The 19,369-nt window shown below is 40.8% G+C and carries 20 protein-coding genes, 1 tRNA gene and 1 pseudogene; 11 read left to right on the top strand and 11 right to left on the bottom strand.

Going from position 1 to position 19,369, the window contains the following annotated elements; genetic code table 11:
• Positions 1–2 precede the first annotated feature (2 nt).
• From NQ503_RS01690 to NQ503_RS01725, 8 genes are all read left to right on the top strand, one after another.
• Positions 3–1,139, top strand: coding sequence for an ABC transporter substrate-binding protein (locus NQ503_RS01690; protein WP_005425689.1), 1,137 nt, complete (start codon positions 3–5; stop codon positions 1,137–1,139).
• Entirely contained in the window at positions 1,136–2,296 is a 1,161-nt protein-coding gene (locus tag NQ503_RS01695; RefSeq protein ID WP_044925788.1) for a CaiB/BaiF CoA transferase family protein, read from the top strand. Before NQ503_RS01690 ends, NQ503_RS01695 begins: the two co-directional genes overlap by 4 nt.
• Positions 2,293–3,417, top strand: coding sequence for a CaiB/BaiF CoA transferase family protein (locus tag NQ503_RS01700; RefSeq protein WP_044925790.1), 1,125 nt, complete (start codon positions 2,293–2,295; stop codon positions 3,415–3,417). The genes NQ503_RS01695 and NQ503_RS01700 overlap by 4 nt, the downstream gene beginning before the upstream one ends.
• Positions 3,418–3,441: 24 nt before the next feature.
• Complete coding sequence (locus NQ503_RS01705; protein WP_005425695.1) at positions 3,442–3,888, top strand: MaoC family dehydratase; 447 nt, start codon at positions 3,442–3,444, stop codon at positions 3,886–3,888.
• Between the two features lie 65 nt (positions 3,889–3,953).
• Positions 3,954–4,955, top strand: a complete 1,002-nt coding sequence (locus NQ503_RS01710) for a sugar ABC transporter substrate-binding protein (protein ID WP_005425697.1) — start codon at positions 3,954–3,956, stop codon at positions 4,953–4,955.
• Positions 4,956–4,993: 38 nt separating this feature from the next.
• Positions 4,994–6,466: a sugar ABC transporter ATP-binding protein gene (locus tag NQ503_RS01715; protein WP_005425698.1), complete on the top strand. Its 1,473-nt coding sequence runs from the start codon at positions 4,994–4,996 to the stop codon at positions 6,464–6,466.
• A 25-nt stretch (positions 6,467–6,491) separates the two neighbouring features.
• On the top strand, positions 6,492–7,457 hold the full coding sequence (locus NQ503_RS01720; RefSeq protein ID WP_044925793.1) for an ABC transporter permease: 966 nt from the start codon (positions 6,492–6,494) through the stop codon (positions 7,455–7,457).
• A 17-nt stretch (positions 7,458–7,474) separates the two neighbouring features.
• A complete protein-coding gene (locus NQ503_RS01725; protein WP_055066433.1) occupies positions 7,475–8,440 on the top strand; it encodes an MBL fold metallo-hydrolase in 966 nt (321 codons plus the stop codon).
• Positions 8,441–8,909: 469 nt separating this feature from the next.
• Here the strand turns inward: NQ503_RS01725 and NQ503_RS01730 are convergent, their stop codons facing one another.
• The 11 genes and pseudogenes from NQ503_RS01730 to NQ503_RS17870 all read right to left on the bottom strand — a co-directional run.
• On the bottom strand, positions 8,910–9,533 hold the full coding sequence (locus NQ503_RS01730; protein WP_005425709.1) for a V-type ATP synthase subunit D: 624 nt from the start codon (positions 9,531–9,533) through the stop codon (positions 8,910–8,912).
• A gap of 16 nt (positions 9,534–9,549) precedes the next feature.
• Positions 9,550–10,932, bottom strand: coding sequence for a V-type ATP synthase subunit B (locus NQ503_RS01735; RefSeq protein ID WP_005425711.1), 1,383 nt, complete (start codon positions 10,930–10,932; stop codon positions 9,550–9,552).
• Positions 10,933–10,948: 16 nt separating this feature from the next.
• Positions 10,949–12,718 carry a V-type ATP synthase subunit A gene (locus NQ503_RS01740; RefSeq protein WP_005425713.1) on the bottom strand — a complete coding sequence of 590 codons (1,770 nt, stop codon included), beginning with the start codon at positions 12,716–12,718 and terminating at the stop codon, positions 10,949–10,951.
• A complete protein-coding gene (locus NQ503_RS01745; RefSeq protein ID WP_005425715.1) occupies positions 12,711–13,298 on the bottom strand; it encodes a V-type ATP synthase subunit E in 588 nt (195 codons plus the stop codon). The genes NQ503_RS01740 and NQ503_RS01745 overlap by 8 nt, the downstream gene beginning before the upstream one ends.
• A gap of 18 nt (positions 13,299–13,316) precedes the next feature.
• The gene (locus tag NQ503_RS01750) at positions 13,317–13,625 is read right to left on the bottom strand and encodes a V-type ATP synthase subunit F (protein WP_005425717.1); all 309 of its coding nucleotides are present in this window, start codon (positions 13,623–13,625) and stop codon (positions 13,317–13,319) included.
• 11 nt (positions 13,626–13,636) lie between these two features.
• On the bottom strand, positions 13,637–14,068 hold the full coding sequence (locus tag NQ503_RS01755) for an ATP synthase subunit C (RefSeq protein ID WP_005425719.1): 432 nt from the start codon (positions 14,066–14,068) through the stop codon (positions 13,637–13,639).
• A gap of 58 nt (positions 14,069–14,126) precedes the next feature.
• On the bottom strand, positions 14,127–16,064 hold the full coding sequence (locus NQ503_RS01760) for a V-type ATP synthase subunit I (RefSeq protein WP_044925796.1): 1,938 nt from the start codon (positions 16,062–16,064) through the stop codon (positions 14,127–14,129).
• Positions 16,065–16,084: 20 nt separating this feature from the next.
• A complete protein-coding gene (locus NQ503_RS01765) occupies positions 16,085–17,128 on the bottom strand; it encodes a V0D/AC39 family V-type ATPase subunit (RefSeq protein WP_044925798.1) in 1,044 nt (347 codons plus the stop codon).
• 15 nt (positions 17,129–17,143) lie between these two features.
• A complete protein-coding gene (locus NQ503_RS01770) occupies positions 17,144–17,455 on the bottom strand; it encodes a hypothetical protein (protein WP_005425725.1) in 312 nt (103 codons plus the stop codon).
• A 138-nt stretch (positions 17,456–17,593) separates the two neighbouring features.
• Complete coding sequence (locus NQ503_RS17865; RefSeq protein ID WP_144369842.1) at positions 17,594–17,827, bottom strand: YfhO family protein; 234 nt, start codon at positions 17,825–17,827, stop codon at positions 17,594–17,596.
• 22 nt (positions 17,828–17,849) lie between these two features.
• Positions 17,850–18,089, bottom strand: a pseudogene (locus NQ503_RS17870) (YfhO family protein); the annotation flags it as partial.
• 167 nt (positions 18,090–18,256) lie between these two features.
• On the opposite strand from NQ503_RS17870, the gene trmB reads away from it, so the two are divergent.
• The 3 genes from trmB (at position 18,257) to NQ503_RS01785 (ending at position 19,344) form a co-directional block, all read left to right on the top strand.
• Positions 18,257–18,919, top strand: coding sequence for a tRNA (guanosine(46)-N7)-methyltransferase TrmB (trmB, locus tag NQ503_RS01775; protein ID WP_005425733.1), 663 nt, complete (start codon positions 18,257–18,259; stop codon positions 18,917–18,919).
• 80 nt (positions 18,920–18,999) lie between these two features.
• Positions 19,000–19,173 (top strand): hypothetical protein, encoded by a 174-nt coding sequence (locus NQ503_RS01780; RefSeq protein ID WP_022388205.1) that lies wholly within the window; start codon positions 19,000–19,002, stop codon positions 19,171–19,173.
• A 98-nt stretch (positions 19,174–19,271) separates the two neighbouring features.
• Positions 19,272–19,344, top strand: a tRNA-Lys gene (locus NQ503_RS01785).
• The last annotated feature ends 25 nt before the right edge of the window (positions 19,345–19,369 follow it).

Consider the following 19,369-nt stretch of genomic DNA (forward strand, 5'->3'; position numbering starts at 1 on the left):
ATATGAAGAAACTGAAAGGAATTACATGGGCACATAGTCGTGGATTTACATCTATTGTAGCAGTATCTCAGAGATATGCTGAATTACATCCGGATATAGATATTACATGGGAGAAAAGATCGTTGCAGGAATTTGCGGATGCACCGGTTGAGAAACTGGCTGAAGCGTATGATCTTTTGATTATAGATCATCCATGGGCTGGATTTGCTGCAAAACATAAAATTCTGTTGCCGCTGCAGGAATATTTAAGTGAAGAGTATTTGAATGATCAGGCAGAGAACTCTGTTGGAGCTTCACATAATAGTTATAATTTTGATGGATATCAAAGTGCATTGGCAATTGATGCAGCAACTCCGATTGCTGTGTACAGACCAGATTATTTCACAGACAAGAAAATACCAGAGACATTTGAAGAGGTTCTTGGTCTTGCCAGACAGGGAATTGTCGCATATGCGGGGATTCCAATTAATCTTTTAATGGATTTTTATATGTTTGCGGACAATATGGCAGATAAATTTTTTACAGATGACTGCATGGTTGATGAAGAGAGCGGATGTGAAATTTTGGAGAAGATGAGAGAACTTGCATCATATTGTCCACAGGAAATGTTTAACTGGGATCCTATTTCTGTTCATGAAGTGATGGCATCAGAAAATAAAATATATTATTGTCCTTTTGCATATGGTTATACCAATTATTCTAGACGCGGTTATGCAAAATATCTTCTTAAAGCCAATGATGTTGTAAGTTTTAATGGAGTTCCACTCCATACAGTACTAGGAGGAACAGGGCTTGCTATATCTGCTAAAACAAAATATACGGAAGAAGCAGTGGATTTTGCAGCATATGCAGCATCCTCAGAAATTCAAAAAACAATATTTTTTGATAATGGAGGGCAACCAGGACATCGATCAGCTTGGCTGGATGGTGAAAATAATAGAAGATGTATGAACTTTTTCCAGGATACGCTTTATACACTGGATCATTCTTACCTTCGACCAAGATATAGTGGATATCTTGAGTTTCAGGATAATGCAGGTGATTTTGTGCGCGAATATGTAATGAATGGTGGAAATCCACAGAAAATAATCTGTAAATTAAATGAGCTTTATCTCATATCAAAGGAGGAAAAAGGTTGAAATTACTAGACGGAATACTTGTACTTGACTTTAGCCAGTATCTGGCGGGACCGTCATGTGCCATGCGGCTGGCTGATATGGGAGCAAGGGTAATCAAAGTAGAAAGACCAGGAAGTGGCGATAGTGGAAGAAAAATGACGCTTGAAAATCTTGTGGTTGGTAAAGATAGCATGAATTTTCTTGCAATCAATCGTGGTAAGGAAAGCTTTTGTGCAAATATGAAAGATCCTGAAGATCTGAAAATTCTGAAAGCACTTATTAAGAAGGCAGATGTCATGATTGAAAATTTCAGACCGGGGGTCATGAAAAAAAATGGTCTGGATTATGCGAGTGTAAGTCAATGGAATCCGGGAATTGTTTATGCTACAGTTACCGGATATGGACAAGAAGGTCCGTGGAAGACAAAACCAGGGCAGGATCTTCTGATTCAGTCGATGTCTGGACTCGCATGGTTAAATGGAAACGGTGGAGATCCACCGGCGCCTTTTGGCCTTTCGGTTGTGGATTCTTATGCAGGGACACATATGGCAGAGGGAATACTTGCAGCATTGATAAGAAGAACAAAGACAAAACGTGGAGGACTTGTTGAGGTAACTCTTATGGAATCTGCGTTGGATATGCAATTTGAGGGAATTAGTACATATCTCAGTAATGGTCATCACCTTCCGGTTCGTGCTACTTGTAATAATGCGCATCCGCTTTTGGGAGCACCATATGGAATTTATGAAACGAAGGATGGATATATTGCGCTAGCAATGGGGTCTTTGGAACAGCTAGGAAGACTTTTAAAAATTGAAAAACTTTTCTTGTATAACTCAGATAAAGATGCATTCATAAAAAGAGATGAAATTAAACAAATTATTGCTGACAAATTAAAAACAGAATCTACCACACATTGGCTTGAAATTCTTCAAAAAGAAGATTATTGGTGTTCAGATGTATATAGCTGGGAAAAAATGATTGAATCGGAAGGATTTAAAAACCTTGATTTTCTGCAGACATTTGTATTTCCAAATGGTGAGTCTATGACTACCACAAGGTGCCCAATTTCGGTGAATGGAGAAAAAATGGGGAGTTCTTTAAGAGGCCCACTTCTTGGAGAACATACAGAAAAAATTATAGAAGAAATGAAACTTAGAGAGGAGGCGGCAGATTGAAACCATTAGAGGGAATTACAGTTCTTGACTTTAGCCAGTTTTTATCTGGACCGTCTGCGACTCTTAGGTTGGCAGATCTTGGTGCGGAGGTAATTAAAATTGAACGTCCGGGCGGAGATATTGCAAGAACAATGTACGTTTCTGATTGCAAGATAGGAAATGACAGTACATTATTTCACGCAATTAATAGAAATAAATCGGGGATATCAATTGATCTTAAACAAAAAGAAAATTTGAAAAAAATAGAAAAGTTGGTTCAAAAAGCGGATGTTGCTGTTTTCAATTTTCGACCAGGAGTAGCAGAAAAACTCGGACTTTCTTATGAAAATTTAAAGGAATGGAATCCTCGGATTATATATGGGAAAATTTCCGGATATGGAGAAAAAGGTCCGTGGAAAAGTAAGCCGGGTCAAGATCTTTTAGCGCAAAGTCTTTCGGGAGTGACATGGCTTAATGGAAATGCCGAGAACGCACCTACGCCGCTTGGCTTGTCTCTGGCGGATATGTTTGCAGGGCAGCATCTTGTTCAGGGAATACTTGCAGCGTTGATAAAAAGAGAAAAAACAGGCGAAGGCGTTTGCATAAGCGTAAACCTTATGGAATCCATTCTTGATATCCAATTTGAGATGTTTACGGCATATTTGAATAATGGACATAAAACACCGCAGAGAAGTCGCGTAAATAATGCAAATGCGTATATTGGAGCACCGTATGGAATTTATGAGACGAAAGAAGGTTATCTGGCATTAGCGATGGCATCTATTGTAGTGCTTGGGCGTTTGCTGGAGTGCAAAGCACTTGAAAAGTATGAGAATCCTGTAGAATGGGCGACGAAGCGTGATGAAATAAAGGCAATACTGAAAGAACATTTGAAAACACAGACAGCTGATTATTGGTTAGAAATACTGGAAGCAAATGATATTTGGTGTGCAAAAGTTATGAATTGGGAAGAACTTTTTGCAACAGAGGGATTTAAAACGCTTGATATGATTCAGACTATAAAAAAAGATGATGAGCCAGTATTTGAGACAACTCGATGTCCAATTAGGATAGACGGAATAAAATACTTTTGTGACAGACCGGCACCGGAAGTCGGAGAAGATAATAAATTATTATTATAAAATAAAGAAGGGAGTGGCAGTAAAATGGAACAGGAAATTTATTATGAAGATTATGAAGTTGGTGCGGAAAGGGTGACGATAGGAAAAACAATCACAGAAGCCGATGTCGTCATTCACGCTGGTCAAGTAGGTGACTTTTTTCCACATCATATGGATGCAGAATGGTGTAAAACAACTGAATTTGGACAGAGAATTGCACATGGAACTCTTACATTTTCAGTTGGTGTAGGATTAACCGCAACAGTGATTAATCCGGTGGCTTTTTCATATGGATATGATCATCTCAGATTTATAAAGCCAGTATTTATTGGAGATACTATTCATACCAAAGTTACAATCAAAGAGAAAAAGGATCATAAAAAGAGAGCAAACATGGGATTTGTGACAGAAACTCTTGAAATTATTAATCAAAAAGGGGAAACGGTAATGGTAGCAGATCATTTATTACTGTGCCAGAAAAAGAACTCTTAATAGGTAAATGAAAAAGTGAAAATAAAGAGAAAGGAAAATATACGAAGCACGTATAAGAAGAAAAAATGAAAAAAAGAATGAGCGTTGTTTTAAGCATGGCGTTAGTAATGGGGATTATGGGACAGTGTGCGATTGCAGTAAATGCAGCGTCAAAAACAGATGATGATACTCTGAATATTACTCTTATTAACCAGGGATCTGGTCAGCCATATATTGCTGCTTACAAGAATTGCTTCGAAAAAGCAGAAAAAGATTTAAATATTAAAGTTAATTTAGTAGATGGTGGATGGGACGCGAATCAGCAGGCAAATGCGATCCAAAATGCGATTTCTTCTGGAGCTGATGGCATTGTCATTTCTCCGGTAGATCCAAGTGCAGTATGTACATATGTAGACGAAGCACTAGATGCAGGGATTGAGGTATGTGCTTTGACAACGCAAATTGGAACTGGCGATGCGGAAGACCCTGTTTATCCAGAAACTGTCGGTTTGGTAGGACATATTGAGACGGAAGTGGGAAGAACAGCAATGGATATTGCAGCAGAGGCACTTGACAGATCGGGAAAAATTGCAATTATTGAAGGAACACCTGGAATGTCAGATACAGAAGGAAGAAAAAAAGGTATTGATGAGGAAAATAAAGAATATCCAGATATCGAGGTGGTGTCAAGAGTTTGCGGTGAATGGGTTGTAGATAAGGCATATACTGCTATGCAAAATATTATTCAGTCAAATCCAGAAGTAGAACTGGTTATATGCCATTCGGATAATATGGCAGTTGGAGCAGCGAAAGCACTGGAAGATGCGGATATGACAGATAAAGTTAAAATTGTAGGTATTGGTGGATCAAAAGATGCACTTGATCTGATTAAGAAAGGTGAAATTTATGGAACGATTATGTATGTTCCAGAAACAGAAGCCTACACAGCACTGGAAGCAACTGCAAAAGTAGTTCGTGGAGAAGCTGAAAAAGAAACTTTTTATAATGTACAGGATTTACCATTGTTTGCAGAAACAGGAGATGTTTGTACTCAGGAAAATGTAGATAAATTTACTGCAGAGTGGTAAAGAATAAGTGAGGAGAGATCATAGTGCCGTTATTGTTAATGAAAGAGGTCAGTAAGATATATCCTGGCACAATCGCCCTTGATAAGGCATCCATTAAGTTGGAAAAGGGGCAGGTTTTGGGAATGCTTGGTTTGAATGGTGCGGGAAAATCAACATTGATGAAAATTTTATCAGGAGATATCACTGCAGATGAAGGCGAAATTTATATTGAGGACAGCCCCATTACTATAAAGAATCCAAAAGATGCTATTGAACAGGGGATTGCAACAGTGTATCAGGAAAGTCAGCTGGTTGAGCAGATGACGGTATATGAAAATGTACTCCTGGGAAGAGAATGTCTTTTACATGGTGGAGTGGATTTCTCCACCATGCAAAAGCTAGTTAAAGATGAAATAGAGAAATTTGGATTTCAAATACCTGTAAAAGCCAAGGTGTCTGAACTTAGTACAGCACAAAAGAGACTTGTAGAGATTGTAAAAGCACTGTCTACAAAGGCCAAGGTTCTGATTCTTGACGAACCAACAGCATCTCTTACTAAAGAAGAAGCTTTTCATCTTATGAGTGATATCAAAAAGATAAAAGAACAAGGTGTTGGAATTATATTTGTTTCCCATCGAATGGATGAGGTGAAATTTATCTGTGATTGTGCAACTGTGCTTAGAAATGGCAAAGTCGTAGCGAACCTCGAAAAAGATGAATTTACAGAAAAAAATATTATTATGCATCTGATTGGAGAGAAAGCAGATCAGAAAGAGAAAGAAAGGGAAAAAGAGCAGGATAATGCAGAAGCCAGAATCCATAGAGATACAGTTGCATTGCATTTTAAAGGAAGTTTGAAAAATAAATTGGATAATATAGACTTTGCTGTATATCAGGGAGAAATAGTTGGGATTGCAGGAACCCTTGGATCTGGAAGAAGTTCTCTTTTGAGAGCAATTGGAGGGGCGCTTGGATATGCTGAATATGAAGTCCTTGGAAAGAAAGTAGTAGTTCATTCTGTCAGAGATGCAATTAAAGAAAAAGTAATTTATTTGCCAGAAGATAGAAAAGCTGAGGGACTTTTTTTGAAATGGTCTATTAAACAGAATATTTCACTTCCATATCTTTATGAAAAGACAAAATGTTTTATTTCTTCAAAATGGGAAAAGGATGAAGGAAACAAATACATAGATAAATTTCTTATAAAAGCAAATAACTGTGAACAGACGGGCAATGAGTTATCCGGAGGAAATCAGCAGAAGGTCCTCTTGGGAAAATGGGTCCGTGATGATGCAAAAATATTAATGTTTGATGAACCCACACATGGTGTAGACATCCATGCCAAACAAGAAATTTATAGTATTATACGTAATGCGGCTAAAAACGGAGCGGGTGTTATTGTTGTATCGTCAGAACTGGATGAATTAATAGAGCTATCAGATCGAATCATAATGATAAATAATGGTCAGATTGTAGGGGAGAAAACCCAGAAGCCATTTAATGATCAGGAAATTTTATCGGCGATTTCGTAGTAATACTTGGAAAGGGTGAAAAACATTGAAAAAATATTTAAATGCAGAAAAATTAAGAAGCCTGGGAATTTACATTATTCTTATTCTGGTAATTATAGTTGTTGGAACATTAAATTCAGCATTTTTATCAAAAAATAATATTCTTAATATAGGAAGCCAGATCTCGATGAATGGTATTTTGTCAGTTGGTATGACAATAGTAATTATTTCTGGGGGATTTGACTTGTCAGTAGGTTCGAATACTGCAATGTGTGGTGCTGTGGCGCTGATCGTTTCGAATTCTACTGGTTCAGTATTGCTAGGACTGTTAGGGGCATTGGTTGTAGGCCTGCTTTTTGGTACATGTAATGGTTTAATTGTCAAAAAAATAGGTATTAATGCACTGATTACAACACTGGCTACGAACATTGCAATGAAAGGAATTGCACTTATTTATACACATTCAGATTCTATAATGTCTACGAATGATTTGTTTAAAGCAATTGGAAAAATGAAAATATTGGATATACCGTTTAACCTTTTGTTGTTTGTTATTTGTGTTATAGTTGGACAGATATTTATGAGCAAAACAAAGCCAGGCAGATATATTTATGCTTTAGGTGGAAATGAAAGAGCAGCAAGACTGTCTGGAATAAAAACTGACTTATATGGAATTATTGCATTTGCAATCTCAGGCTTTTGTTGTGCATTAGTTGGAATTATGATGACAACAAAACTTGGTTCTGTATCGGCAACATACGCTTCTGGATACGAAATGGATGCAATTGCGGCTACTGTAATTGGTGGAACAAGCATTAATGGCGGAGAAGGAAGTGTCGGACGCACTGTGGCTGGTATTTTGTTACTTGGTGTACTTTCAAATGCATTTGATCTTATGGGAATTGGTATTGAATACCAGTATGTATTTAAAGGTGTAGTAATTTTATTAGCTGTATCAGCAGATAAAATCTCGGATTTTACGAAAAGTAAAAAAGTATCGTTTCAAAAATAATAAGGAGGTAGCTGAAAGTGAGTGAACAGAAGATTTGTCTTCCAGAAGGAATAGAGGTTATTGATGCTCCGTTCGGAGGATTTCCCTTATTATTATATTTATTACGGGGAAAAAAGACAGTGTTAGTTGATACTGGAGTTTATTCTACACCAGAAGAACATATACTGCCTTGGCTTGAAAAGCATGGAATGACACCCGATGATATAAATCAGATAATTATAACACATGGTCATCATGATCATTTTGGTGGTAATTTTAAGATGTATACTTCCAATCCGGAAATTGAGTTTATGGCTCATGAAATGGACTATGAATGGATGGAAGACCATCAGAAACATTTTAATGAAATGTATTTATCATATACGGATCAATGGTACCCAGATGATGCATATGAAAAAGCGGTTATTGACTTTAGTGGGCACGATTCTCCTATAACAACGGTTATTAAAGGAAAAGAAACCGTTATTGATATAGGAAATGGAATGACAATTACAATATACCATACGGGGGCTCACTCTCCAGGAGAAATTCTTCTTTACATTAAAGAAAAGGATTGTATAATAACGGGAGATTGCATTCAGGTTCGAGGAACCATGAACGAGAGTGGAATAGGAACATTTCCTCTGTTTGTTAATGTGGAACATTATATTGATGCATTAAATAAAATAAAAGAATTAAATTGTACTTGTGTATGTACTGCACATACGGGAATATTGACTCGTGAGGAAGCGAATGAGTTGATAAAGGAATCGTTTGCTTTTATGCTCACACATCAGGAACACATTATTGATACATTAAAGAAAGCTGAAAAGCCTATGGCATTACATGAGATAGTAAAAGAACTGCACGGCAAGTATTACCAGGTATATGAGATGGCTTATCAGATACATGCAACAACACATGCACAATGTCAGTATTTAAAAGCAAAAGGAATTCTGAAAAGAGTTCCGCATAATGGAAAATTATTGTGGAGTATAAAATAAAACAGAAAGAGTTATAGTTCTACGCAATTTGTAGAACTGTGACTCTTTTCTTTTGGCAAAAATTGTCGAAGAAAGAGGGGTATTTAGCAAATTGCACAAAGGCTGTCGAATAAAGGGGGAAAATGTGGATAACGCGAAAAATGGTGTAAAAGTTATCCACATCTTGGAAAGGTTGAAAAATCGAGATATTTGAGTTATACACAAAGTTATCCACATTATCCACAAAAAATTAATGTGGAATAAGAGATTTACATAAATAAATAAAAAACAAATGTTTTGGTTAATAATGATGAAATTAAGAAATTCGACAAAAAAATAAAAAAATCTATTGACTTTTTCATAGTGAAAATATTAAAGAATTTTGCATTCAAAAGAAAAATTTTAAACTTTCAAAGAATAATTATCTGACAATAATGCGGGCCGTATATAGGTATGATTTGCTGCCCGGGACAAAAAAAGCAGGAGGGGATCACCCCTTCTGCTTCATTCGTTTAATAACTTTCAGGCGAGTAAATTCCTCACGCTCTTTTTCCTCAAGTGCATTCTGGATGTCCTTGGTAAGTGCTTCATAACGAGGAATCGTAATATTCTTGAGAGCATTCGCTCTTTTCTGTGTTTTTTTGATGTTTGCAGCCAGACGGATCGCGGCATTTTCGATACCGGCGAGCTGGATAGAGAGCTCTTTTACCTTTTCGAAGGCAGCTTTTGCCTGATCAAGAGAAACTCTGGTGCTGTAGTAAGCATAGGTAGGCGTGTTTGTCAGCTGTTTGTCATATTCAACCAGAGGAATTTCAGTTCCCATAACGCTGCGTGTCTTGATCCTCACAGAATCTTCCACAGGGACAGTATAAGAAACCTGCTGTACAAATGCGATTCCAAGCTCCATATTGGCATTCTGGAGCGCTGCATAGGCGGTACGGAAGGTTTCATCAATCTGAGCCTGTATATCCTTGGCTTGGTCAATCAGTTCCATCATTTCACGGATCAGGATGTTTCGTTTCTTGTCCATCAGCTCAAATCCCTGACGGGAAAGAGCCAGAGAATTTTTGGCAAGTATCAGATTACCCTTGGTGGGGAAGGTATTCGGATCCATAAACAGTCACCTCCCCTTAGCGTACAGTCTCTTTATAGTACTTGTTCAGGATTTTTGTATCGATTCGGTCGAGTTCTTCTTTCGGAAGAAGCCCCAGAAGCTCCCAGCCTTTATCAAGGGTTTCTGTGATACTTCTGTTTTCTGTTTCACCCTGTCCGACAAATTCTGCTTCAAATGCTTTACCGAAGACAAGGTAACGTTTGTCAATCGGGGAAAGTTCATCTTCACCGATAACGGAAGCCAGAGCTCTTGCATCGCCTACTTTTGCATAGCAGGAGAAGAGCTGGTTTGCAACGTCCTGATGATCTTCTCTGGTGAAGCCTTCTCCAATACCATCCTTCATCAGACGGGACAGAGATGGAAGTACGTTGATCGGCGGATAGATTGCCTGGCCATGCAGCTGGCGGTCCAGAACAATCTGACCTTCAGTGATATATCCGGTAAGGTCAGGAATCGGGTGTGTGATGTCATCATTTGGCATGGTCAGAATCGGAATCTGTGTGACAGAACCGGTGCCGCCCTGTACGATACCGGCACGCTCATAAAGAGTAGCCAGTTCACTGTACAGATATCCCGGGTAGCCTTTACGGGAAGGAATCTCACCTTTAGAGGAGGAAACCTCACGCATGGCTTCACAGAAAGATGTGATATCTGTCAGAATGACCAGGATATGCATGCCTTTTTCAAATGCCAGATACTCTGCAGCGGTAAGTGCGATCTTTGGTGTCAGCAGTCGTTCAACGACCGGGTCGTTTGCCAGGTTCAGGAACATGACAACGTGATCAGAAGCACCGCTTTCTTCGAAAGTACGGCGGAAAAATTCTGCAACATCGTATTTAACACCCATAGCTGCAAAAACGATTGCAAAGTTTTCATCGGAATCACCGCCCAGAGAAGCCTGCTGTACGATCTGTGCAGCCAGCTTGTCATGTGGAAGACCATTTCCGGAAAAGATTGGAAGTTTCTGACCACGGATCAGAGTAGTCAGACCATCAATTGCAGAAATACCGGTATTGATATAGTTTCGTGGATATTCTCGCGTGACCGGATTCAGCGGAAGACCGTTGATATTAAGGTTAACCTCCGGAGTTATCGCACCGAGTCCGTCGATCGGCTGACCGATACCGTTGAAGGTACGGCCGAGGATTTCCGGTGAAAGACCGATCTCCATCGGATGTCCGGTGAGTCGGGTATGTGTGTTGCCAAGGGACATATTGTCAGTTCCTTCAAATACCTGGATAACTGCTTTATCCTCATAAATCTCAATGATACGGCCGATCTTCTGTGTTCCGTCATCCATATGGAATTCGACGATCTCCTCAAAAGAGGCATTCTTTACACCTTCCAGAACTACCAGAGGGCCGTTTATTTCACTTAAACCTAAATATTCAATTGCCATAAAAACGTTCCTCCTGTCAGCCGTTCTTCTCTAATACTTTGTCATAAAATGCGTCGATGTCTTTTCGGTACTGTTCAAATTTGTCTAGCTGATTGTTTGGAACATCATATTTAATAGAAATGATGCGTTCAAAGATGTTGTCCTCTTTCAGTACAGAAACCGGCATGCCTCGGTTGATGAGTGCTTTGGATTTTTCGTACAGATAAAGGATGATCTCCATCATCTCAAACTGTTTTTCCATTGGAACGCAGGTATCTTCCTGATGGAAGGCATTCTGCTGAAGGAAGCCAAGTCGGATGACTCTGGCAATCTCAAGAGTCAGCTTCTGATCATCCGGGAGTACATCACTGCCGATCAGTTTAACGATCTCCATCAGAGAGCTTTCCTGATTCAGGATCGCCATCAGCTGATTTCGGTCAGCCACGAATTTTGGAGATACATGATCGCGGTACCATGGGGTCAGGTCTTCGAGGTATTCACTGTAGCTTGTGAGCCAGTGGATCGCCGGGAAGTGTCTTGCATAAGCAAGAGCCTTATCAAGTCCCCAGAAGCATCGTACAAATCGTTTGGTATTCTGAGTGACTGGTTCAGAGAAGTCACCGCCCTGTGGGGAAACTGCACCGATGATGGAGACAGAACCTTCTGTACCATTGAGATTCTGCATCATTCCGGCACGCTCATAAAAAGCGGAAAGCTTGGAAGCCAGGTAAGCAGGGAAACCTTCCTCTGCCGGCATTTCCTCAAGTCGTCCGGAAAGCTCTCGAAGAGCCTCAGCCCAACGGGAGGTGGAGTCTGCCATGATCGCTACATCGTAACCCATGTCACGATAATATTCAGCCAGAGTAACACCTGTGTAGATAGATGCTTCACGGGCAGCAACCGGCATGTTGGATGTGTTGGCGATCAGAGTAGTACGGTCCATCATCAGGTTTCCGGATTTCGGGTCGATCAGCTTGCTGAAGTCCTCCAGAACCTGTGTCATCTCATTTCCACGCTCGCCGCAGCCGATATAGATGATGATATCTGCATCGGACCATTTGGCAATCTGGTGCTGTGTCATGGTCTTTCCGGTTCCAAAACCACCCGGAACGGCAGCCGTACCGCCTTTGGCAATCGGGAACAGAGTGTCAAGGATACGCTGTCCTGTGACAAGCGGAACGCTTGCAGGGTAGCGCAAATGCGTCGGACGAGGAATACGGATCGGCCATTTCTGAGCCAGTGCAAGCTCTTTAGTGGTTCCGTCATTCAGCTGTATTGTGACAATTGGTTCCAGAATGGTGTAATCACCGTCCGGAGCTGCCTTGATAACAGTTCCCTCTGTGATACTCGGAGGAACCATGGATTTATGGAGGATAGAAGCAGTTTCCTGTGTCTCGGCGATGATCGTGCCAGGACCTACTACGTCTCCTTCTTTAACTGTGATATGTGAGTGCCATTTTTTCTTGGTGTCCAGTGAATCTACGCTGACACCACGGGAAATATATTTTCCGGAGGATTTGGCAATCTCCTCCAGAGGACGCTGGATACCGTCAAAAATATTGTGGATGATACCAGGTCCTAAAAGTACAGAGATGGCATCGCCGGTACCGGTAACGGTTTCGCCCGGGCGAAGTCCTGTGGTCTCCTCAAATACCTGAACGGTTGTCATACCCTTTTTAAGGCCGATGACCTCGCCAACCAGGTTTTCCTTACCTACATAGACCATCTCGGAGATTTTGAATCCGGAATCGCCTTTTAAGTAAACGACAGGGCCATTGATGCCATAGATGATACCAGTTTTACTCATTCTTCAGCCCTCCGTCAAATTTGAATTCTCTGCACATTGAAGCAAGATTTGCAGAAAAAGAATTATCGATAAGTATGTTTTTATGTGGAATCTCTGCGCGGATACCGCCGATAAAATCTTCTTTTGAGACCTGGAGCGGGGTACCTGTTTTCTGCGCAAGATCATTTGCTTTGGATTTGTCGGAAGAAGAGAGATAGATCTGGATCTCATCGTCTCCGGCAAATTTTACAGCTTCATTAATCCTGCGGCAGAGATATTCATCGTATTCTGCAGTAGTGATAAACTGCTGAACCTTGGTCTTAACTTCTGCAAAAAGAGTTTCTTTCAGTTCTTCCTGTTTTCTGGACAAGTCTCTTCTGAGAGTGATTTGTTCGGCAGAAAGAGCCTTGTTGACTTCACGACGGACATGGCCGGTCTCTGCTTTTATCTCAGCTTCAGCATTCTGGCGGCTTGTCTGTTTGTGATCTTCCAGTGTACGGGCAAGATGTTCTTTGTGTTCCTGGATAGCCTGTGCGGCATCTTCGCGGGCTTCATCGAGAGAAACCTCGTAAAAATGCTGCAGTTTTTCGTCTATTGTCATGATATTGTTACCTCCTGCCTACAATTTCAGTCCGATCGCTTCATTGACATATGAAGTGATAAAATCCGGTTTACGGCCGGTGCCGTGTCTGTCAGGAATTTCAATGATCAGAGGTGTTTTGTGATGCAGACGGACATCGTCGATGATCTCAGGAAATTCTCTTCCGAATTTTTCGGTGAGAAGAATGATCCCTACTTCTTTATCTGCAATTGTATGTTCCAGAGCTTCTTTAAGCTCAGCGCGTTCATGGACGACAACACCTTCCACACCTGCCAGACGCATGCCTGTGTAGGTATCAATGTTATCACTGATCAAATACATTTTCATAGAGACGCTCCTTAAAGCTTACCAAGGATCATAAAGGAAATGATCAGTCCGTAAAGTGCGATACCTTCGGCCATAGCTACGAAGATGATGGATTTACCAAAGAGAGATCCGTCTTCGCTCAGAGCACCGAGAGCTGCACTTGCGGAGCTTGCAACGGCGATACCGGAACCAAGACCGGAAATACCTGTAACAAGAGCTGCACCAAGATATCCGAGACCAGTAGCAAGACCATCAGCTGAAGAGCCGGCAGCCTGTACGCTTGCAGTTCCTGCAAAGCTGATTACAGTGGCTACAAGAAGTACACCGAAGAACATAAAGCAGTTGGCGATGAGAGATTTTTTATAACGTTTTTTATTTTTCTCTCCAAGGAAAAAGCATCCAAAAGGTACGATAATACTGAGAATCAGTGCAATAGCTGTTGTAATCTGAATGATCATGTTCATGATGATATCCTCCTGATATATGTGATTTTATTGAATGGGACAAATGTCCCTGCGGTATTTAATTTTTATGCGCTGCCTTCATAAATGGTTTGAATTCGCGTCCGTTACCTGCATAGAAACGGCTGAAGATCTCGTAGTATTCCAGACGAAGAACCTGGATACCTACGATCAGACCTTCCATGGCACACACGAAGATGTTTCCAAGAACGACTACGATCCAGTTCGGGTTGCCGCCATTGGTAGCGCCGGCAAGCATCAGTACAACTTCCATCATAGCTGCGTGGCTGACTGCAAATGCGCCGATACGCAGGAAAGAAAGTGTGTTGGAAAGGTAGCTGAGCAGAACCTCAAACAGTTCGAAGAAGCTCTGAACAAAGAACATGCCTTTCTGTTCTGGTAAAATCTTGGATTTCTTTTCAACCAGGTTGGTGAGTGGCTCCTTAAGGAACATCAGAAGCAGCGGTACGCCAAACATAATGACCAGAATAGCTGCTGCCGGAAGTTTTTTGCCGGAGATAAACAGTCCGATGGTCAGTACGATGGATCCGTAAAATACGAGACCGGCTACAGCGTTGCTGTCAAACCAGGTTTTTTCGGTATCGCCTCTTCGGATGGAATTTATGATGTTGAATACCATACAGATGAGGATGATAAACATACCAAATCCAATTGCGATCACAAATACTGCATTCAGTCTTCCGACCAGCGGGACATCCATCATCTGGTTCATAGGCTTCAGCCATATGGCCTTGAGTACATCTTCAAAACCGAAGAAACTGCCGTACATAAATCCGAAAAAGACGGAAAATACACCGGCACAGCTGATGATTCCTGCAAGATCCATCTTCTTGGTCTTATAAAGGAAAAGTCCACCGAGGAAAAGTACAAGTCCCTGTCCTACGTCTCCGAACATTGCGCCGAAGATGAAGGAATATGTGATAGCCACAAACCAGGTTGGGTCCATTTCGTTGTATGCCGGCAGACCATACATCTTGACATACATTTCAAAAGGTTTGAAAAGCTTAGGGTTTCGCAGCTTTGTAGGTGGTTTCTGTGTGGCAGGTGCTTTCTGGTCTTCCATAAGACAGAAGATCTTTTCATCATTCTGGATATCTTTTTGGAAAGCAAGAGCGTCCTTTTCGGTCATCCAGCCACATAAAATATAGAAAGTATTCGTGTCACCAGGAGTGCATGCGGCCAGTTTGCGGATATCAAAGCTGGAAGAGCATGCATCCAGTGCAGCTTTGGCTGAAACAATCTTTGTGCTGTTGTCCTGAAGGAATTTGTGGGATGCCTCTTTGTTGGCATCCAGAGCTTTGTGAATCTCACGATGGCGGGTGTCAAGCTTTTCAAAAGCCTCTGCGGCGGTTCCATGGTATTCATTTGGAATAAAAATACGTTCAAAGTGCATGGAAGAGTATACGGCATGAACTTTGTGTGCCTGATGCTCCGGTACAAAATAAACACCGTAGACATACATTTCATCTTCTCCGCACTTGATAAACAGAGTGTCCAGGTTATCGTAGATATATTTTTCGAATTTCTGAAGATACTGTTTTTCAATACGTCCGAAACGATAGTGAATATACTTGAAATTCAAAATCTCTGAGACATCAAAGTTGAGATTTTTGAACGGACGGATGATCTTCAGCGGGTCCAGTATTTCTGCATGCTCGGACTGAAGTCTGGACTTTTCTTCTTCCAGGCGTCGGAATCCGTCCTGAACCGCCCGGACAGTTTTGATGGCCTTTTCGATATCCATCAGTTCCGGGCTTATCTGAGAAGAATCTTCCAGCTGTTCATAGAAGCTGTCGATTGTCGAAAGAGCCTCTTTGTAAGGGTTGATCTCCAGAAACGGTGACAGATTGGCAACTTCCGTAAGCTCGGAGAGAGCATTTTCCAAATGTATCTCATATTTGGAAAGATAAGTTTCGGTCATTCTGTCAATGTCTGCCTTGGGCCCGGTGATGCTTAAAAATTTCATTTTTTCAATCATTACCATACCTCCCGGGATAGTTAATTGTTACGAATATACTGCATTGCCTCGTCTGGGGCCACGCCATAACGGATACATTCAATAGCGATGGTCAGACGATTTACTTCGTGCTCTTTGTGGTACATGTAGGAATAAAGCATTGCCACGGAATAGGGATCCTTGCGGGATGCCTTTTCCAGAGTGGTACGGAGCATATAATTATAGAATTCTTCGAGATTGTGGGCAGAAAGATGATCATACTTTTTGCCGTAGTACGTCTTGCGAAAGATCTGCTGGGCTTCTTCGCGAGTGGAAGCCTCTACGAGTGCAGTGATTTCTTCTTTTTTCAGCTTGTAATTCATTGGAATCAGCAGCGCATAAATATCTGCAGGTGCCATACTGAAATAACGTTTTGATCGAGATATAAACTGCAGGTTCAGCATATCAAATTTTTCACCGTAGGCAGTGGTGATCTGTTCAAGATCCTTGCCGGAGAAAAGCTTCTTACGTACGTTCCAGATCATAGAAAAATAATAAAGATCCAGAGCCATTCCATAGTCAAAGAGAAGAGCAGTGTCATGATTCTGGATTCTGGACAAAGGTACGTAAAACTCATTTCCTTTCAGAGCATTGATAAACTCATCCATAGTCGTGCATGCTGTCAGTCTGTCCAGATCGAGCTTGGAATGTCTGCGGAAAAAATCACAGTAAGGTGAAACATCCACGGCATCTGTGCTTTTGTGATCGAACAGATTGGTCATGATCTCCTTCAGTACACGAATCTCATAGCGCCTGGAATAAAGATCCAAAAATTTGCGCTGTTCCGGATTTGCGAACTGATATATTTTGGAAAAATCTTTAAAGATCGAAGCCTTGAGCAGTTTTTCTATCTGACCGCGGTGAAGAGAAGTTTCATCAAGATCCGCCCATGCTTTGGCATATTCCGGAGTACGTTTCAACCAGGCCGCTGCATGTGAGACGCTGGTGAACTGAAGCATTTCCTGAATTTCTGATTCGGATATCAGTTTACTCTGCATGGCACGGATCTTTGTTGATATTCCGCTGTAGGAAAGGAGTCTTCCCATATCGGATCACCCCTTTCAGTATCTGAGAAGCTGTTGGAATAAGTCTTCCGCCAGCTGCTGGTGATTCTGCCTGTAATACGTATCCAGATCTTCAAGCTGCTGTTCGGTCCTGTGACGGAGAGACGTTAGTTCCTGATCCTTCTGAGCTTCCAGATTATCCTTCAGCTCCTGTATTTTACGGTTGGTTTCCTGTTCCAGTTCTGCGTCAAAGTTCCTGCACTGCTGTTCCATTTCTGCCGAAAGGGCGGCTTTGGATCTGCCTGCATCTTCCATGATGCGCTGCGCTGTGATTTCAATCTCAGATAACTTATTAAGTATCTGTTCCATATTCACCCTCCTTTTCTATAATTTTTTTGGAACTTTATCATATAATACACCTTCCGTTAAATAATTGCTATACGAAATTGCACAATGAAAGGTCAAAATCTTTTGAAAAAAACAAATAATTTAACAAAAACAGTCATTTTAATTTTGAATCTGTTTTTTTCGGAAAATCATATACCAGAAAAGGAAAAATAACAGTGCCGAACCAGAGACGGCCAGACCAATATAAAAAGTATGTGGAACATATCGCAGTTCAATTTTACAGATCTCTGTATCTGCGGGAAGTTTTACTCCAAGCAGTGCATCTGCAAGTTTTACAGAAGTGGACGGTTGGCCATTCACGTAAATTTCCCAGTCTGTATCATTTGTTCTGATCCAGGAAAGTACCTCAGAGGTATCATTGACAAATGTCTGAAAATCGGAATTCTCCTTGACTGATTTTGATAAGAATCAGAAGTTCAATTGCCTGTGGGAGCCATTCGGTTCTGAAAAAAAGCAGAATGATGTTCAGAGGACTCATCAGGTAATAGGCATATAAGCTGAGCATTTCACCCCTGAATGTTTTGGAAAAAGTATAAAAGATACTATGGTTTCCTTTATAAATTTCTCTGAGATAAGAGAAAAACTGGACATACTGATTTTCAAGATCTTATGATTTTATTAAAAGAAAAAGACGATATTATTTACGGTACGGGCAAAGACAGAATACAGGCGTTCTGGCTTGATGTTGACGGATGAATCATGTATGATAGAAGGCAGAGTTGCTGAAAATGCAATACAGATAGAAAACAGGAGAATTATTTTATGAGATTAAGAAATATACCTGGCGCAAAAGCTGCCATTACAGGAAGTAGTTATGTTGTACAGAATCCTGAAGAGTGGAAAGGTAAATGGAAGCAGTGTTTTACAAAAGAACAACCGCTTCATATAGAGGTTGGAATGGGAAAAGGCCGTTTTTTGATGGACATGGCGAGCCTTCACCCGGAGATCAATTATGTAGGTGTTGAGATGTATGACAGTGTTCTGCTTCGTGCACTGCAGAAGAGAGAAAGAATGGAAGCAGACGGAGAAAAACTGGATAATCTGAAGTTTATGTGTATTGATGCAAGGATTCTTCCGGATATTTTTGAAAAAGGAGAGGTACAACGTATTTATCTGAATTTTTCTGATCCGTGGCCAAAGGCACGTCATGCAAAAAGAAGACTGACTTCCAGAGAATTTCTGGCTCGTTACAGTCAGATCCTGACAACTGGTGAAACGGTAGAATTTAAAACGGACAATAAAGATCTGTTTGAATTTTCCCTCGAGGAAGTGACAGAAGCGGAAGGATGGACTCTTCTGGCACATACTTTTGATCTGCACCACCAGGAGGATATGATGGTGGGAAATGTCATGACAGAATATGAAGAAAAGTTTTCTTCTATGGGAAATCCCATCTGCAAGCTGATTGCACGATGTGAAGAATAATTGCATATTAATATAGAAAGAATGATCCGGACAGGAAATGAATGTACTGTCCGGATGGAAGTTACAGGAGTGGTAACTGCATGGGCTGCAAGAAAGGAAAATGCCACCGACAGGCATTGCTCGCACAGTTCTGTTATGAGCATCAGAAACTTGAATGCTGCATGCGAAAAATTCGTAAAAATGCGGAAGAACTATGTAAAATACTGGATTCCATGCCACCGAAAAAAGAAAAGGAAAAGGAGAATAAAAAATAATTAAAAAAATTATAAATTTTTTCTTGACTTTTAGTCTAGGGTTTCATATAATAGTTTTTGCGTTGAGAAAATAGCCAATGCAAAATTTTATAAAATATGCGCTTTTAGCTCAGTTGGTAGAGCACCTGACTCTTAATCAGGGTGTCCAGGGTTCGAGCCCCTGAAGGCGCACTAAGGACACTGTTTTTGCGGACAT

The sequence above is a fragment of the Blautia obeum ATCC 29174 genome (genome assembly GCF_025147765.1).
GTDB classification, from domain to species: domain Bacteria; phylum Bacillota; class Clostridia; order Lachnospirales; family Lachnospiraceae; genus Blautia_A; species Blautia_A obeum.

Bases quoted from the DNA above. Each gene is read 5' to 3' on its own strand.
- NQ503_RS01690 (WP_005425689.1), top strand. From the start codon at position 3: ATGAAGAAACTGAAAGGAATTACATGGGCACATAGTCGTGGATTTACA.
- NQ503_RS01705 (WP_005425695.1), top strand. From the start codon at position 3,442: ATGGAACAGGAAATTTATTATGAAGATTATGAAGTTGGTGCGGAAAGG.
- NQ503_RS01710 (WP_005425697.1), top strand. From the start codon at position 3,954: ATGAAAAAAAGAATGAGCGTTGTTTTAAGCATGGCGTTAGTAATGGGG.
- NQ503_RS01715 (WP_005425698.1), top strand. From the start codon at position 4,994: ATGAAAGAGGTCAGTAAGATATATCCTGGCACAATCGCCCTTGATAAG.
- NQ503_RS01730 (WP_005425709.1), bottom strand. From the start codon at position 9,533: ATGGATCCGAATACCTTCCCCACCAAGGGTAATCTGATACTTGCCAAA.
- NQ503_RS01735 (WP_005425711.1), bottom strand. From the start codon at position 10,932: ATGGCAATTGAATATTTAGGTTTAAGTGAAATAAACGGCCCTCTGGTA.
- NQ503_RS01740 (WP_005425713.1), bottom strand. From the start codon at position 12,718: ATGAGTAAAACTGGTATCATCTATGGCATCAATGGCCCTGTCGTTTAC.
- NQ503_RS01745 (WP_005425715.1), bottom strand. From the start codon at position 13,298: ATGACAATAGACGAAAAACTGCAGCATTTTTACGAGGTTTCTCTCGAT.
- NQ503_RS01750 (WP_005425717.1), bottom strand. From the start codon at position 13,625: ATGAAAATGTATTTGATCAGTGATAACATTGATACCTACACAGGCATG.
- NQ503_RS01755 (WP_005425719.1), bottom strand. From the start codon at position 14,068: ATGAACATGATCATTCAGATTACAACAGCTATTGCACTGATTCTCAGT.
- NQ503_RS01760 (WP_044925796.1), bottom strand. From the start codon at position 16,064: ATGATTGAAAAAATGAAATTTTTAAGCATCACCGGGCCCAAGGCAGAC.
- NQ503_RS01765 (WP_044925798.1), bottom strand. From the start codon at position 17,128: ATGGGAAGACTCCTTTCCTACAGCGGAATATCAACAAAGATCCGTGCC.
- NQ503_RS01770 (WP_005425725.1), bottom strand. From the start codon at position 17,455: ATGGAACAGATACTTAATAAGTTATCTGAGATTGAAATCACAGCGCAG.
- trmB (WP_005425733.1), top strand. From the start codon at position 18,257: ATGAGATTAAGAAATATACCTGGCGCAAAAGCTGCCATTACAGGAAGT.
- NQ503_RS01780 (WP_022388205.1), top strand. From the start codon at position 19,000: ATGGGCTGCAAGAAAGGAAAATGCCACCGACAGGCATTGCTCGCACAG.